This is a genomic window from Pseudomonas putida (assembly GCF_001976065.1).
GTDB classification, from domain to species: domain Bacteria; phylum Pseudomonadota; class Gammaproteobacteria; order Pseudomonadales; family Pseudomonadaceae; genus Aquipseudomonas; species Aquipseudomonas serbica.
Window position 1 is genome coordinate 1,237,455 of record NZ_MNAH01000001.1, and the last position, 15,993, is coordinate 1,253,447.

14 protein-coding genes are annotated in these 15,993 nt (G+C 59.9%); 7 read left to right on the plus strand and 7 right to left on the minus strand.

The features are described 5' to 3' along the window. The first annotated feature begins 20 nt into the window (after nucleotides 1–20). Nucleotides 21–926 (plus strand): universal stress protein, encoded by a 906-nt coding sequence (locus BKX96_RS05730; protein WP_046816321.1) that lies wholly within the window; start codon nucleotides 21–23, stop codon nucleotides 924–926. 12 nt (nucleotides 927–938) lie between these two features. Continuing rightward, entirely contained in the window at nucleotides 939–1,823 is an 885-nt protein-coding gene (locus BKX96_RS05735) for a universal stress protein (protein ID WP_077182998.1), read from the plus strand. Nucleotides 1,824–1,826: 3 nt separating this feature from the next. Here BKX96_RS05735 and BKX96_RS05740 read toward each other — a convergent pair whose 3' ends face one another. Beyond that, nucleotides 1,827–2,252, minus strand: a complete 426-nt coding sequence (locus tag BKX96_RS05740) for a potassium channel family protein (RefSeq protein ID WP_046816323.1) — start codon at nucleotides 2,250–2,252, stop codon at nucleotides 1,827–1,829. Between the two features lie 279 nt (nucleotides 2,253–2,531). Here BKX96_RS05740 and BKX96_RS05745 point away from each other — a divergent pair, with 279 nt between their 5' ends. Together BKX96_RS05745 and ligD are read left to right on the plus strand one after the other, a co-directional pair. After that, nucleotides 2,532–3,455: a universal stress protein gene (locus BKX96_RS05745; protein WP_077182999.1), complete on the plus strand. Its 924-nt coding sequence runs from the start codon at nucleotides 2,532–2,534 to the stop codon at nucleotides 3,453–3,455. A 98-nt stretch (nucleotides 3,456–3,553) separates the two neighbouring features. Continuing rightward, entirely contained in the window at nucleotides 3,554–6,157 is a 2,604-nt protein-coding gene (gene ligD, locus BKX96_RS05750) for a DNA ligase D (RefSeq protein ID WP_077183000.1), read from the plus strand. Nucleotides 6,158–6,208: 51 nt separating this feature from the next. Here ligD and BKX96_RS05755 read toward each other — a convergent pair whose 3' ends face one another. The 6 genes from BKX96_RS05755 to potE form a co-directional block, all read right to left on the minus strand. After that, nucleotides 6,209–6,886, minus strand: coding sequence for a DUF3313 domain-containing protein (locus tag BKX96_RS05755; protein ID WP_046816326.1), 678 nt, complete (start codon nucleotides 6,884–6,886; stop codon nucleotides 6,209–6,211). 41 nt (nucleotides 6,887–6,927) lie between these two features. Then, entirely contained in the window at nucleotides 6,928–8,196 is a 1,269-nt protein-coding gene (locus tag BKX96_RS05760; RefSeq protein WP_077183001.1) for an OmpP1/FadL family transporter, read from the minus strand. 197 nt (nucleotides 8,197–8,393) lie between these two features. Beyond that, nucleotides 8,394–8,672, minus strand: coding sequence for a DUF3303 domain-containing protein (locus BKX96_RS05765; protein WP_077183002.1), 279 nt, complete (start codon nucleotides 8,670–8,672; stop codon nucleotides 8,394–8,396). A 176-nt stretch (nucleotides 8,673–8,848) separates the two neighbouring features. Beyond that, complete coding sequence (locus tag BKX96_RS05770) at nucleotides 8,849–9,250, minus strand: hypothetical protein (RefSeq protein ID WP_046816329.1); 402 nt, start codon at nucleotides 9,248–9,250, stop codon at nucleotides 8,849–8,851. A 119-nt stretch (nucleotides 9,251–9,369) separates the two neighbouring features. Next, complete coding sequence (locus BKX96_RS05775) at nucleotides 9,370–11,655, minus strand: Orn/Lys/Arg family decarboxylase (RefSeq protein ID WP_046816330.1); 2,286 nt, start codon at nucleotides 11,653–11,655, stop codon at nucleotides 9,370–9,372. Further along, on the minus strand, nucleotides 11,652–13,061 hold the full coding sequence (potE, locus tag BKX96_RS05780; protein WP_046816331.1) for a putrescine-ornithine antiporter: 1,410 nt from the start codon (nucleotides 13,059–13,061) through the stop codon (nucleotides 11,652–11,654). Before potE ends, BKX96_RS05775 begins: the two co-directional genes overlap by 4 nt. A gap of 181 nt (nucleotides 13,062–13,242) precedes the next feature. Between potE and BKX96_RS05785 the strand changes: the two genes are divergently transcribed. From BKX96_RS05785 to BKX96_RS05795, 3 genes are all read left to right on the plus strand, one after another. After that, a complete protein-coding gene (locus BKX96_RS05785; RefSeq protein WP_046816351.1) occupies nucleotides 13,243–13,572 on the plus strand; it encodes a hypothetical protein in 330 nt (109 codons plus the stop codon). 720 nt (nucleotides 13,573–14,292) lie between these two features. Beyond that, complete coding sequence (locus tag BKX96_RS05790) at nucleotides 14,293–14,709, plus strand: organic hydroperoxide resistance protein (protein WP_046816352.1); 417 nt, start codon at nucleotides 14,293–14,295, stop codon at nucleotides 14,707–14,709. A 187-nt stretch (nucleotides 14,710–14,896) separates the two neighbouring features. Then, entirely contained in the window at nucleotides 14,897–15,814 is a 918-nt protein-coding gene (locus BKX96_RS05795) for a LysR substrate-binding domain-containing protein (RefSeq protein ID WP_046816332.1), read from the plus strand. Nucleotides 15,815–15,993 lie beyond the last annotated feature (179 nt).

The window sequence follows — 15,993 nt, forward strand, 5'->3', positions numbered from 1 at the left end:
GGGCCGACCGGAGGTGTGTGATGGGGCAATATCAACGTTTTCTGCTGATCGCTGACCAAACCCTGCATCAGTCTCCTGCCCAGTTGCGTGCCGTCGCCTTGGCCAAGGCTGCCGGGGCGGTACTGGATGTACGCGCCTTTGTCGAACCGGCACCGGTGGTTCATTTATGGCAGGAAAAAATCGACGACACGGAGCATCAGCGCTATTTGCGTCGCTACCGTCGCTGGGAGGCCGAAGAGCTCGATCGACTCAGCGAGCTGGGCCTGGAAGTGACGGTCAAGGTGGTCTTCACCACCCATCCGCTGCTGGACATCCTGAAAACGGTCGAAGACTTGAAGCCTGACCTGTTGATCAAGGACAGCAACCTGGAACCTGTGCTCAAGCGAGTGTTCATTACCCCGTTAGATTGCCACTTGTTGCGTGAATGCCCGGTCCCGGTGCATCTGGTCAACCGCGCCCCCTACAGCTTGCCGCATCGGATCGTGGCGGCCGTGGACCCGTTCGATCCGGCAACGCAAATCAGCGGCTTGAACGACACCATCATCCAGACCGCCAACGCCCTGGCCTTGCAATGCGACGCGCCATTACACCTGCTGTACGCCTATGATTTATCGCCCGCCTTCAACAGCGATGCACCGCTGGCCGGGGGCGGTTGGGGCGTGGACTTCATCGAGGAGTTGCGTCAATCCTTGCACCAGGCGTTCATCACGCTGGCGGAGCGTTACGGCGTACCGCCTGAACGACGCCATTTCATCATGGGGCTCCCGGTGCCGGTGATCAGTGCATTCGTCGAGGAATATCTGGCCGATGTGGTGGTGATGGGCACTGTGCACCGTATGGGCATCGACCGACTGATCGGCAGTAACACGGAGCGGGCGCTGTATTCAGTGCCAGGGAGCATACTGGCGGTCAGGCAGTTCACGTAACTGGAGTTCATCATGAGTCAATATCAACGTCTGTTACTGATCATCAACCCGGTCCTGCGCCTTTCTCCCGCCCTGAATCATGCTGCAGCCCTGGCCAAGGCCAGCGGCGCGAGCTTGCATATCGTCGCGCTGATTCCTTCGTTCAAGTGGTTATCGCTGCTTGAAGAAGGCGATCGGCAACTGGCGCGGGAAGGCTATTTGCAGGACCATCGCGACTGGCTCAAGACTCAGGCCGAGAATCTGCGTGGCAGGGTGATCGAGGTGACCACCGAGGTGACCTGGGCTGAGGACATCAAGCAAGACATCATCGATCGCGTCACGGACATGCAGCCCGATCTGTTGATCAAGGAGATTCAGCGCGAATCCGCGCTCAAGCGGGCGTTCTTCACCCCCTTGGACTGGCACTTGCTGCGCCACTGTTCGGTCCCGGTGTACCTGGTGGGCGGCCGCGGCTTCGTTTTACCCCGCAAGGTTGTGGCAGCGGTCGAAGTATCGGACAGCGAATCAGCCGACAACGAACTCAACGAACGAATCATCAAGCAGGCTTGCAGTCTTGCCATGCAGTGCAATGCCGAGCTGCATTTGCTATACGCCTGCGATATCTCGGTCGCCTATCTTGCGCACATGGGCGACCTGCCACTGGCTGACCTGACCAGAGCGCTTCACAGCGACCTGGAAAAGTCGTTCGCCAGGCTGGCCGACCAGTTCGCAGTGCCTGCCGATCGTCGACACTTCATTGAGGGACATCCGGTCACGGTATTGAGTGAGTTTGCCAATGAGCAAAATGTGGATGTGATCGTGATGGGCCGGGTCCAGTCCCATGGCATCGACAAGCTTCTTGGCAGCACCACCGAGCATATTCTGTATCAGGTGCCCTGCTGCGTCCTGGCGGTCTAGTGCTTATTTGCGCTTCCAGTATTTCTGCATTTCCAGGAACAGGAAAGATGCGGTCCATGTGATGAGCACCAGGCCGGTCAGGGCTTGCAGACCGGTCAGGTACTTGAGGTTGCCGACAGGCGAAATATCGCCGAAGCCGATCGTTGTGTACGTGGTAAAGGAGAAGTACACGCAGTCCATCAGCGAACCGTCGAAATTGCCTGTCAGGCTGCCCCATTTTCCGGAATGCACCATCAGGTAATAAACCAGGGCGAAGCACCAGACCTCTAGCGCGTGGGCCAGGAGGGCGCCGAATACCCCAACCACGATTCTGAAGCGGCTCCACAGTTTGAGCCGTGGCAGCCAGTCATTCATGCGTAACAGACATTCGTAGTGGATCACTACGACGATGATGACCACCAGCGTATTGATCAGCGTGACTGCCAGCATGGCAAATCTCCAGCGATAAGGGGGGCAGTGGACCTGGACAGGCATCGGGTCCTGCGGCAAGTGTATTTCTACGCTTGAGCGCTGGAGGATCGTTGAGCTGTATCAACATTGATTAATTAACTGTTAACCATAGCTGCTGGTTAGTTGATAAAAATCAGGTTCGCCACCGCCGAACGCCAAATACTCGGGCTACGGCGTTCCAGGCGGCAAAAGCCTTCAACCCGCGCGCCCCCTGCAGGATGTCGGGTTTGCAATCAGGGTTTCTGGACGAGGTATGTCATGGTCAAAATCAAGCGCATTCTATTGATAGCCCCCAGCGAAATGACCCTTACCCCTGCGTTTGACCGAGCGTATGCCGTGACTTGTGCAACGGGGGCGATATTGCACATTGTTGCGTTCGACTATGTCCAGGCATTGGCCGTAGCCGGTTTGCTGGACCACGATGCGATGGCTCAGGCGCGTGAAGGTTATCTGCAGGTGCACCGGCATTGGCTGGAGCAGCAGGCCCGGTTTCAACGGTGCGTCGGGATGCAGGTGACGACCGAGGTGGTCTGGGCCAAGTCGAGCCTGAGCAACGTGCTTGAGTACGTGAATGACTTTCTGCCGGACCTGGTGATCAAGGACACCCACTATGTGCCGGCTCTTGATCGTGCCTTTCACCGACCCCTGGACTGGCGACTGTTGCGTGAGTGTCCGACCCACCTGCACCTGGTGACCAGTGCCAGGCATCCAAAACCGGTGAAAATTCTCGCGACGATCGATCTGTCCCACCTGGAAGAGCTGACGCAAGGCCTGAATGACCGGATACTCGATCTGGCATCGACCCTGGCGGCCAGCTGCGGCGCCGCGCTGCACTTGCTTAACGTCAGTCGTTGGACGGAAGTGAGCGATGCGCCGATGAGCGTGCCGACAGGCAGTCTTGATGCCAGCTTGAGGGACGCCATTCAGGACGCCCAGCAAGAGGCTTTCGATGCGCTTGCCGAGCGCTATTGCATCAAGGACACACGCCGGCACTCGCTGACGGGCATCCCGCACAAAGTCATCGGCCATTTCGCCAAGCAGAATGACTTTGACATGGTGGTGCTGGGCGCGGTCCATTGCCATGGGCATGAGCGCTTTATCGGTGAAACTGCCGAGAGCATATTGAACCGGGCGCCGTGCAGTCTGATGATCGTCAAGCCATTACCCCTCTACAATCATTAATCGAGCCGTGTTTTGCAAATCGACTGAACCTTCGCGCACTCACCCAGGGTCTCATGACAATAACGGTGTGACACAGTCATAGACCCGGCGGAGGCGCCATGGACAAGCCGCTCGAAAAATACAACGGCATGCGCGATTTCGACAAAAGCCCCGAGCCTTCCGGCCTTTCCAAATCTGTTAAAGGCGGTCGAAAGGGCAAGGCACATGCGCTGCTCTTCTGCATCCAGAAGCACGATGCCTCCAGGCTGCATTACGACTTCAGGCTGGAGCTCGACGGCACCCTCAAGAGCTGGGCAATCCCCAAGGGGCCGTCCCTGGACCCCAAGGTCAAGCGCCTGGCGGTGCATGTCGAAGACCATCCGCTGGATTACGCCACCTTCGAAGGCAGCATCCCCGAAGGCCATTACGGTGCGGGCGATGTCATCGTCTGGGACCGTGGCGTCTGGATTCCCCAGGACGATCCGGCCAAGGCCTACGCCAAGGGCCGGCTTAAGTTCGAACTGCAAGGCGAGAAGCTCGCCGGGCTATGGAATCTGGTGCGCACGCACATGCCGGGCAAGCAGGAGCAATGGTTCCTGATCAAGCATCAGGACGGTGCCGCCCGCCCGGAAAGTGATTACGACGTGGTGGCCGCCGAGCCCGACAGCGTGCTCAGCGAACGCACCATCATTGCCAAATCGTCCAAGGCGGCCAAACCCAAGGCCATCAAGCAGCCCGCTGCGCCAACGCATAAAGAACCGCGCAAAGAAAAGTCCGCGCCACTGACCGGCGCGCGCAAGGCCAAGTTACCGGACCAGATCAAACCGGAACTGGCGACGCTGGTGGAAAAGGCCCCGGGCGGTGAATGGAGTTATGAGGTCAAGTTCGACGGCTACCGCATCATGGCGCGCATCGACCACGACGAGGTTCGGCTCTTCACTCGCAACGGCCATGACTGGACTCACAAGCTGCCCGGCCAGGCCAAGGCACTGGCCAGCCTGGGCCTGGAATCGGCCTGGCTCGACGGCGAGATGGTAGTGGCCGACGAGCAGGGCGTACCGGACTTCCAGGCCTTGCAAAACGCCTTTGAGGCCGGCCGCAGCGGCAACATTCTTTACTACCTGTTTGACATGCCCTATCTCAATGGCGTGGACCTGCGCGAGGTGCCCGTCGAGGAGCGCAGGGTTGCGCTGGCGACGGTGCTGAAAACGTCGAAAGACCCTCTGTTGCGCTTCTCCGAGGCCTTCGGTGAAGACCCGGAGGCCTTGCTCAACAGTGCCTGCCAGATGCAAATGGAAGGCCTGATCGGCAAGCGCCTGGGTTCCCCCTATGTATCAAGGCGCAGCAGTGACTGGGTCAAACTCAAGTGCAAACATCGACAGGAATTCGTCATCGTCGGCTTCACCGACCCCAAAGGTTCACGCAGTGCCTTCGGTGCGCTGCTCCTGGGACTGCATGACCGCGACAGCGGTGAGTTGCGCTACGCGGGCAAGGTCGGCACCGGCTTTACCGAGACGACCCTCAACAGCATCCATCAACAACTCAAGCCCCTGCAAACGAAGAAACCCGCAGTGGTCAATCCGCCCGGTGGTGCCGAGTTCAAGTCCGTGCACTGGCTCAAACCCAGCCTGTTGGCGGAAGTGGCCTTTGCCGAAATGACCAAGGACGGTTCGGTGCGCCATGCGGTGTTCCATGGCCTGCGTGACGACAAACCTGCCAAAGACATCACCGAGGAGCGCCCGACTGCCATGAAAACTGCCCTTGGGAAAAAAGCCGCCGCCAAGCCTTCCACCGCGAAGAAGAAAGCCGAGCCTGCGCCGTCTCAGATCGGTCTTGGCCAGGGCAAGGTGCGCATCACCCACCCGGATCGGGTCATCGACGCCAGCAGTGGCACGACCAAAGTGCAACTGGCGGAGTATTACGCCAGCGTCGCCGAGTGGATTCTGCCGCAGCTCAAGGACCGCCCTGTGGCCTTGGTGCGTGCGCCAGATGGCATCGCCGGCGAACTGTTTTTCCAGAAAAACGCCGAGCGCCTGGCGATCCCCGGCATCACCACCCTCGACCAGAAACTCACGGGCCAGCCGATGATGGTCATCAACAACGCCGAAGCCTTGATTGGCGCAGTGCAGATGAGCACCGTCGAGCTTCACACCTGGAACGCCACTTCGGACCACCTCGACAAACCCGACCGCTTCGTCCTCGACCTCGACCCGGACCCGGCGCTGCCATGGAAGCGCATGGTCGAGGCCACCCAGTTGACCCTGACGGTGCTCGATGAACTGGGGCTCAAGGCGTTCCTCAAGACCAGCGGCGGCAAGGGCATTCACCTGGTGGTGCCGCTGACCCGCAAGCTCGGCTGGGATGAGGTCAAGGACTTCAGCCACGCCATTGTCAGCCACATGGCCAAGATGCTGCCGGAGCGCATTTCTGCAGTGTCAGGGCCGAAGAACCGGGTGGGGCGGATCTTCATCGATTACCTGCGCAACGGATTGGGCGCGACCACCATCTGCGCCTACGCTGCGCGTACCCGCGAAGGGTTGCCGGTGTCGGTGCCGATCTTTCGAGAAGAAGTGGAGGCGCTCAAGGGCGGCAACCTGTGGAACATACACAATGTGCATGAACGCCTGGCTGAAGTAGGCGATGAGCCTTGGGCGGACTTGAAGAAAACCCGGCAGACGATTACTGCCGAGATGCGTAGGCGGGTGGGAATGAAAAAAGCCTGACGTCCTGTAGGCGCTGCCAAAGGCTGCGGCAGCGCCTACAGGTGTCGCGAATTACTTGTTGATGAACGCCTGGAAGTCGCTACCCAGTTTGTCGATGGCCGTCTTGAAGTCCTGGGCGGTGATTTTCTGTTTGTCATTTTCCAGCGTGGTGCCAAAGACCTTGCGCACGACCCGGCCTACGGACTGATTGTTCTTGGCGTCGATGAACTCGGCCTCGATATACAGTTCGGTGTTTTCATCCCGGATACCGGTAGCGGCGGACACACCGCCCACGACCGCTGCGATAGGCACCACCTCATACCAGTGCATGCCTTCAGGCGAGGCACTGACCCCGGTGATCGCTGCACGCATGACCAGGGTTTTCGCGCCGGCCGGCGCGGCGGCCGGGCTGGAAACGACGCGGTACTTCTGCCCCAGCGTGGCCTTGGCCTTGTTGGTCATGTAGTTCTGGATGTCGGTCAGCGTCTGCTGGTTGACCCGCTCATTGGGCTTGGGCGCCGGGTACATTTCCAACCGGGTGAAGGCCACCGTGTCATAGGCATTCGGGTTCCACGACGGACTCACCCAACGCATGGCCGTTCCGCCGCTGGGCGTTTCGACTTCCTGCAGGTTGTTGTAGGAGGACAGGTAGCCGGAGTACTGCTCCTTCTCGGTGACTTTCGATGTACAACCGCCGAGCATGAGCCCGGCCAGGGCAGTGCCAACAAGCAATTTGCGGGTCAGGTTCATAGTGCTGTTTACTCCTTGGATAAAATCATTTTTTTTTTTAATCAGAAACGCCAGGTCATGTTTCCGGTTACGGCCGATATCCAGGCTGTGTCGAACTGACCGGAAACCCGGTTGCCCGACACGGATTTGGTTTGGTCAACCGGCATATCACCAAGGTAGACCAGGGCCCAGCTGACGTTGACATCGGTGTCCTTGTTCACAGCATAGGTGGCTCCCGTGGCAATGCGCCAGGATTCGGCCATCGGCACGGTCAAAGTTCGGTCGCTGTCCGAAACGGGACTGCTGTCGTAAGCCACGCCGACGTTCCACAGCAGTTGCGGCGTGGCCTGGTATTGCGCGCCCAGCGCCAGTTGCCAGGTGTCTTTGTAGTTGGCGTCGATGGTCGTCGAGCGCGCATCGATTGCCGTGGTGTCGACCTGCACACCGACCTCGCCGAACTCCGACCAGTCCTGCCAGTTGACTGAGGCGAGCAGGGCCCACTGCCGATCCAGTTGCTGGAACAGGCTCAGGGTGATGGTTTGTGGCACCGTCAAATCGAGCTGGGTGTCCAGGCCATCCAGCCTGTTCAAGATCGGGCCGTTGCCCTTGATATCCAGCCCGTCCTCGAACTCCAGATCGACCTTGCTGGTGTAGGTCAGGCCAATGCGCGTGCCGGCTTGCGGGGCGTAGATCACTCCCACGTTCGCGCCAAAGCCCCAATCCTGGTCCTTGTATTTAAACTGGCCATCGCCACGGTCGGTGAGGGCGAATGGGGAGCGGTCGATGGCGGTCTGGGCCTGCAGCATGCCGTACATGGCCTTCGCGCCAACGCCCACCGACCATTGCTCGTTGAAACGGTAAGCCACGCTCGGCACCAGGGACAGCCCGCCGATGCTGGCGTTTTGCGAGAAGTAGCGCCCGGACCAATCGTTGTCGTAGTTGACCGCCAGGCCAAAGTCGGCGTACTGGCCAAAGCCGATGCTCCAGTGGTCGTCCAGCTCATGGCTGATGAAGAAGCTGCCGCCGGGAATCGGGTCAAGGGCATTGCCGCTGCCACTGCCCGGGACATTGGTGTCACCGTCGCGATTGAACTCCAGGTTGCCGTAGAGCACCTGCAGGCCACCGGTGATTTGCGTGCCAGGCAGATAGCTCATCCCCGCCGGATTGCTGGCAATCGTCGAGGGGCCCTGGGCCCGCGCGGCGGCGCCGGCGTTGGCCAGGCCGGCGTTGTCGGTGCCGATTTCGTAGAGCATGATGCCGCCGGCGTGGGCCTGCTGGCAGCACAGCGCTAACAGGGTGAAGGCGGGCAGGGCGGATGTTTTTACCTGCATGGGATCACCTGCGCAAAGACCATGACGTACTGGCGTCAGTCCTCTGGACGAAGTCCGGTGACTGCACCAGGATTTTGGATCACTCGCGAAAGAGCGTAGGTATTTATCCTGAAAAATCCAGTAATTGGCTGAGTCAAACCGGGTGTTCCAGATTCCTGGGGCCAAGGCGGCGAGGATGCCTCGCCGCCTCGATGCCATTACCTGCCGGCAACGGCTGCCAGCAGCGGCGCCACCTGATCGTCCGTGAGTGCCGCCTGGACCTTCATGGTCATGAGGTCGCTCCATTGCAGTACCCACTTCTGGACCTGTACCGGATCATCGGCCTCGGCAATGCCAAATCCGGCCGCGCCGCCGACGGCGTGCCAGCGTCCGATCATATTGACGCCTTCCGGCGGCGCGCCACCGGTCTTGAGAAAACGTTCGATCGCACTGTTGCGATTGGCCGTACTGATTTTCCAGCTGACGATGAATAACATCTGCCACCTCCTTCCAGGAATTGGCACCTGTGTGTCTGCGCGCACCGGGTTGGCGCCGGGACCACGGTCACGTTTGCCTTGCCAGGGTCATCCTGCCTGGCCTGAAACGCTTGCTCCCTTGAGAAGGCATAGCAGCGCCGCGCACTTCACGTACGACCGTCGATCCTGTTCGGGTGTCAGGTATCGCGCAACAGGTCGTTGGCGTTGAGCAGGTCGTAGGCGATTTCCGGGCGTTTTTCCATGGCGCGACGAATTGCGGCCGGGATCGAGGCGCGGGTCTTGCGGCACAGCCCCGGCAGTTCGCCGACCTGGATGCCAATGCCGCGCATGGTCCGCACTTCGTTGAAGCTGGGCACGATGTCGACACGGATGCCCAACTGCTCGAACATCCGCCGTTGCAGGTGTTCGAGGTCCTGCAGGCTTTGCAGGTTTTCCAGGCGTTCGACCAGGCGTTTTTCTTCCGTGCGGGTCAGGAACAGGATGCGCAGGTCTGCGCCGGGCGTTTCCAGCAGCGGGTCACGCCCGCAGTCGCAGGCGCCGGGCGGGCAGGGTTGGCGGATCGGGGCGGTGGGGGTCATGGGGTTCAATCATAGAGCGCTGTGATCGAATTTGCCCATAGGCATTTGGTCCGAATGAGATCCAAATGTGGGAGCGAGCAAGCCCGCTCCCACAGGGGTTACTGTGAAACCCGTTTACCTCATTTCAGTACCAGCATCCGATAAACCCCGGCCTCGGCTTCGATCCCGTGGGTGTCATGGGTGAAGCCAGGGAAAGATTTGTCGAAGGCTTCCAGCGCCTTGAGGTAGGCCAGCAGCGGACCGTCGGCAGCCCCGGCGTTCTCACCCGGCATCAGCAATGGAATGCCCGGTGGATACGGCACGATACCGGTGGCGGCGATACGCCCGGCGGCTTCTTCCAGGGTGACCAGCTCGATCTCGTTGCGCACCAGTTTCTCGTACGCCTCCACCGGGCTGAACACCGCTTGCGGCAACGTGCCGAACGCCTGGGCCATGGCCGAGGTGGTCTTGTGTTGCTTCATGGCGGCGAAGATTTCGTCAGCCAGGTCCTTGAGGCCCATGCCGGCGTAACGGGTCTGGTTGCCGGCCAGCAGGTCCGGCAGGCACAGCTCCAACTCGACGTTGTCGTCATAGTCGCGCTTGAAGTCCAGCAGCGCGTTGACCAGCGTGCCCCATTTGCCCTTGGTGATGCCGATGGAAAACAGGAACAGGATGGTGAAATCCGTGGTTTTCTCGACGACGATGCCCTGGCGCCCCAGGTACGCGGTCAGCACGCAGGCCGGGATGCCGGTGGGGAGCAGGTTGCCGTCGTCGCCCATGCCGGGGCTGAGCACCGAGACCTTGATCGGGTCCAGCATGCAGTAGCCTTCCTCGATGTCGCCAAAGCCGTGCCACACCTCGTTCGGGTGCAGGACCCAGCAGTTCGGCTCGGTTTTCAGCAACAGCGGATCGACTTCGTGGAACGGCACAGTGGCATCGCCCACCTGCACGGTCGGCGGCTGCCAGCAGGTGAAGAACCAGTCGTCCTTGCTCAGCATCTCGTGGTGCATGCGCGAGATGACCTGGCGGAAGGCCACGGCTTCCTCGATGGATTCGCTGGTGAGGATCTGCCCGCTGGGCGCTTCCATCATCGCTGAGCTGACGTCGCAGGAGGCCATGATCGCGTAGTTAGGCGAAGTCGAGGCGTGCATCATGTACGACTCGTTGAAGCGCCCGTGTTCGATCGGGTTGCGGCCGTTGCGCACGTGAATCATCGAGGCCTGGGACAGGGCCGCCAGCAACTTGTGGGTCGACTGGGTGGCAAACACGGTCGGCTTCGAAGCATCGTGATCGTCCGGGCTGCCGTGCATGGCGTGGCGGTCGCGGTACAGCGGGTTGAAACGCGCGTAGCCATACCAGGCTTCGTCGAAATGCAGGCGGTCGACGCTCTGGCCGAGCAGTTCTTCGACGCGGGTGACGTTGTAGGTCAGGCCGTCGTAGGTGGAGTTGGTGATGATCGCGTGGACCGGCGTCGGGTCGATGCCGTCCTTGACCATCGGGTTGTTGGCGATGGCCGCTTTCACGCCTTCGGCGCTCAGGGTCTGCGGGAGGATCGGGCCGATGATGCCGTAGCGGTTGCGCGTCGGCACCAGGTAGGTCGGCAGCGCCCCCGATAGGGTCATCGCGTGCTCGGCGGACTTGTGGCAATTGCGGTCGCACAGGGCGATCTGGTTGCGCGTGACGCTGGCCATGAGGATCACGCGGTTGGACATCGACGAACCGTTGGTGACGTAGTAGGTGCGATGGGCGCCGAACACCTTGGCGGCGTAGCGCTCACCCTGGCCGATCGGGCCGCTGTGATCGAGCAGCGAGCCCAGCTCGCCGACCGAGATCGACAGGTCGGAACGCAGCAGGTTTTCCCCGAAGAACTCGTAGAACGCCCGGCCCGCGGTGCTTTTGAGAAACGCGGTACCACCGGCGTGGCCGGGGGTGTGCCAGGAATATTCATAGGACCTGGCAAACTTCACCAAGGCCCCGAACATTGGCGGTAGGGCGGCCTGGCGATAGCGCTCGATGGCCGCCAGGATACGCCCGCTGAGGAAACGGCTGGTGTCTTCGGGCAACCAGATGAAGTCGTCGGCGTGTTGCATGACCAGCAATGGAATGCTCGACGCGGTGGTGCGGTCACTGATCAGGAACACCGGCACTCGAGTGTTGCGTTCACGCAGCTTGACCAGCAGTTTGATGCAGTCTTCGTGGCCTTCGCTGGTGTCCATTTCCCAGCTGATCAATACGCATTGAACCGCCGGGTCCGAACGCAGGATCGACGCGGCATCGCTGAGGCTTTCCGAGGCCAGTACGCTGACGCCACGACCCTCTACATCACTGACCAACTGATCGAGGGCGCGGCCAAATACCGTGCGCTTGTCCGCCGGACTACTGACCAGTAGCGCGAGCATCCCGAGAGAGTGTTTATATTCCGTCATGCGTGAACCTCCAGAGTGGCTTTATTCAAGCTGTTCACCGGCACCGGTTTGCCAGTGATGTGCTGCGCGCTGACGGTCTGTGTCGGCACGCTGTTGTTGAGTGCTTCGAGACGAATCAGGCGGTTGTTGACGAAGCCGAACAGGGTGTAGCCGAAGATGGTCGCCACGCCGCCGAGCATCAGCGCCTGTTCGCCCGAACTGTAGAGCGCCAGGTAGCTGTAGGCGGCCGCCACCCAGGCAATGATGTTGGTGGCCAATGCCTTGCCGGCCGGTACGTTGGACACCTTCTGCATGGTCATCAACGCGGCCATGGAGAGGATGTACGGCACCAGGTTGGTGACCACCGCGAGGTTGACCAGGGTGTCGAACTGCTTGCTTAGGTCCGGGCTGATGGTGAGGAAACCCAGCGCCGTCTGTGCGGCCAGCAGCACCAGCATGCCGACGATTGGCGTTCCGGCCTTGTTGGCCTTGGCGAAGATCGACAGGAAGTAACCGGTGTCCGCCGAGCTTTTGTAGACCTGCGCGATGGTGAACTGCCAGCCCAGCAGCGAGCCGATGCAGGCCAGCACCATCGCGGCCATCACAATGTCGCCGACCAATGGGGTGAACATCTTGGCGAAGACCAGGCCAAAGGGTGCGGTAGAGGCGGCCAGCTCCGGGTTGTCGACGATGCCCGCGATGACGTTGGTGGAAACGATGTAGATCACCGCCGCGCCAAGGGTGCCGCCGAGTACCGCGATCGGTACGTTCTTCTCGGGGTTCTCCACCGCATCGGTGTTGGCGCACGCCGATTCAAGGCCGAGGAAGGCCCACAAGGTGATCGCCACCGAAGCCCCCGCAGCGTCTAGCCAGCCCATGTTGTGCGGGTTCCAACCCGCGGCGTACACGCTGCTGTCGAACCAGAACCAACCAACCGTGGACACCAGCACCACGGGCGCAATCACGCCCCACACGGTGACCGAGCCGATCCGGCCGGTGATCCGCGCACCGCCAAAGTTGGCGAACGTGGTGATCCACAACAGCGCAATGGTCGCCAGGCCCACTTGCAGTGAGTCCAGTTGGATGTGGAACAGTTCCTGGATATAGCCGACCGCCGTAATACTGATCGCCACGTTGGCAATCAACAGCGAGAGACCATAGGTGTAGTTGGTGAGGTAGTTACCGGCCTTGCCGAAGGTGTACTCCGCGTATCCCCCCATGCCGCCGGTCTTTCGGCTGAGCATCCCGCACCGCGCAAAGGCGTAGGCCAATGCCAGTGAACCGGTGGCTGTAATCAGCCAGGAAAGTATCGAAATCCCTCCCACTTCCGCGAGTTTCGAGGGTAGTAGAATAATACCTGAGCCTAACATGTTGACCGCGGTCAACATCGTCAGTTGACCCACACTCATTTTCTTTGCGACTGACATTCCGTTGCCTCGTTCATTGCGGAGAGAGCTTAGCTATAGCAAAGTTTTGAAATGTCGCAAGAAAATGACTTTGGCGTACTGATGCAGGTCAACGTATTGCATAGAAGGCATTATGCTGGCCCCCATGTTCTCCGCTTGTCGCCAGAATCGCTTTATTTTCAGGAGGTTAGGTGGGATGCAAATGCGCAATGTCTGGTTCGTGCTGTTCTCTTTCAGCGTCGCGGGTCTTACAGTTTCTGCCCAGGCCAGGGAACTGAAGCCCGGTGATACTTACATGTGCAGTTGGGGCGCGGGCACGGCAGCAAGAGCCCAGGAACTCAAGTTATCCGGGGTTTCCCTGTATGCGGCGCGGCAAAAGATCCAGTCATACAAGTTTGCCAAGCCGTGGATGCGGATGATGGCAATGGGCATTACCGAACAAACTTACGACAGCCCGACGCGGATCAAACCGGCGGCGGTAAGGCAAAGTTTTTATGATGATTGTTTGAGGTACAAGTTGGCGCGTAAGTAACTAAAACGTGTGAACGTTAAGAGATACCCATACGCATAACAAACCAGGCCGGCCGGCAGACCGCCTCGCTTTGGCTTTGGCTTTGGTTTTGGCTTTGGCTTTGGTTTTGGCTTTTGATTTTCTTGCCCCATCGAGAGGCATCGTTCCGGTTCTGCGCAGCGGGCAACCCGGCATGGATGCCGGGTTAGCCGCGCTGGGCCATGGATGGCCCATCGCGGCGGGCCCACGGAGCAGGACCGGAGCGAGGGTATGCCGAGCCACAGCGAGGCACCGAACGCCAGGGGCAAGAGCCCTTGGTTACTTGGGGCCGGGCGGCGTTCCGTTCTTCCAAGTGACTCGCTGTAAGAGCGAAACCATAAGTGGCCGTTACCGCAGGAATGGATATGTACTCGGTTAGCAAATAATAGGTCGTCTGTCAGGACGCCATCGCCAGCAGGCTGGCTCCCACAGTAGATCAAGTACGGCCGCGAGAGATGTGGCGGCTGTGAGGCCGCCTTCGCTGGCAAGCCAGCTCCTACAGTGAATCGTGTGCAACAGGGAGAGATTCGTTGGCTATAGGGCCGTCATCGCTGGCAAGCCAGCTCCTACAGTGCAGAAGATGGCCTTTGTCGGATCGGGCGCTGGGTCGGGCAACGCCGTCTATATTGAATGCCTGGCATCAAGCCTGAACGCTGATTCACCTGACATTGCATGAACCCCAAAATCAATCAGGAGATCATCATGACCCAGCTCGACAAAGTCCTGTACACCGCAAAAACCCACACCACCGGCGGTCGCGATGGCGCATCGCGCAGCTCTGACGGCATACTCGATATCAAGCTGTCGTCCCCTGGGGCCGGTGGCGGCGGCACCAATCCGGAGCAACTGTTCGCCGCCGGTTGGTCAGCCTGTTTCATTGGCGCGATGGGCGTCGCCGCCAAGGAATTGAAAGTGGCGCTGCCCAAGGACGTGGCGGTCGATACCGAAGTCGACCTGGGCACCAATGAAGAGGGCTACCTGCTGCAGGCGCGGCTGAATGTGAGCCTGCCGGGACTGGACCGCGAAACCGCGCAGAAACTGGTCGATACCGGCCACAAGTATTGCCCGTACTCCAAAGCCACCCGCAACAACATCAACGTCACGGTCAAGCTCGTTTGAGTTGAAAAAAAAGGTCCTGGCGACAGTTCAGGGAAGAGCATCGCCAGCGCCTGCAACAATGGCTATTTACCCAATCCAGGTCTGCGTCCGAGGCTCTCGGCAACGAGCCATCGAAGCCGCTGTCCACCCGCTGCGACAGGGGCTAGACTGCCGCGATAAAACATAATAACGACGTGACCTGCCTTGTATGAAAATCCACCCTCTACCGCCACTCAATAGCCTGGTCGCGTTTGAAGCGGCCGCGCGGCATTTGAGTTTTACCCTGGCTGCGCAAGAATTGAACGTCACCCAAGGGGCGATCAGTCGACAGGTGCGTCTGCTCGAAGACTATTTAGGCAAGGTCCTGTTCGAACGCACCACCCGCACGATCCACCTGACCCCGGCAGCCAGCCAATATTATGAAACGGTCCGTGCGTCACTGCTGCAAGTTGCCCAGGCCACGGGTGAAATTCGCCATTGGCAGGGTGCCGGGCAAGTGACGGTCGCCACCAGTACCGCGATGGCATCCCTGTGGCTGTTGCCAAAAGTGAGTGAGTTTCAACGGGAGAACGAAGAGATCGATCTGCGGATCATCGCCCACGACCAGGTCAAGGATTTCTCTCGCCTGGATTGTGACCTGGCCCTGTATTACTGCCGGACACCGCCCAGGGACATGCAGGTCACGCCGTTGTTTTCCGAAGAGGTCTTCCCGGTGTGCAGCCCCGCTTACCTGGCCAAGTATCCGGCCCTGAACAAGCCTGAGGACCTGGCAGCCTGCACCTGGCTGTTCCTCGACGACCTGCAGCGTGACTGGATCGGCTGGCCCGAATGGTTCCGCAGCCTGGGTCTGAAAAACGTCGAGCCCAAGCGCCGGATCAATATCAACAGTTACTCGATGCTGATCCAGTCGGCTATCGGCGGACAGGGTATTGCGCTGGCCTGGTCGAATCTGGTCGATGATCACCTGCAGACCGGTGCCCTGGTGCGACCGCTCGACACCGTTTTACGCACAGACGCGCAGTTCTGTTTACTGGAACCCTTGGCGCGTGGTGGCATGCGCCAAAGTGTAAAACGCTTCCGCACCTGGCTGATGAATCAACTTCCAGCGCCCCAGGATAACGATTAACGACGTTGCGATGGCTGTCATTCAGACCCACTGAAATTCTTTAACACTCATGCCTCGAGCCCTCGGTATTTCTAATGCCGGGCGGCGACTTCGCATGCGTGTATTTATGATAAAAAGTCATGAATTGCGCCGGAAATATCGTTTGTCGAGATACCCCCTGTTTTCCCAAACTTGCTGCC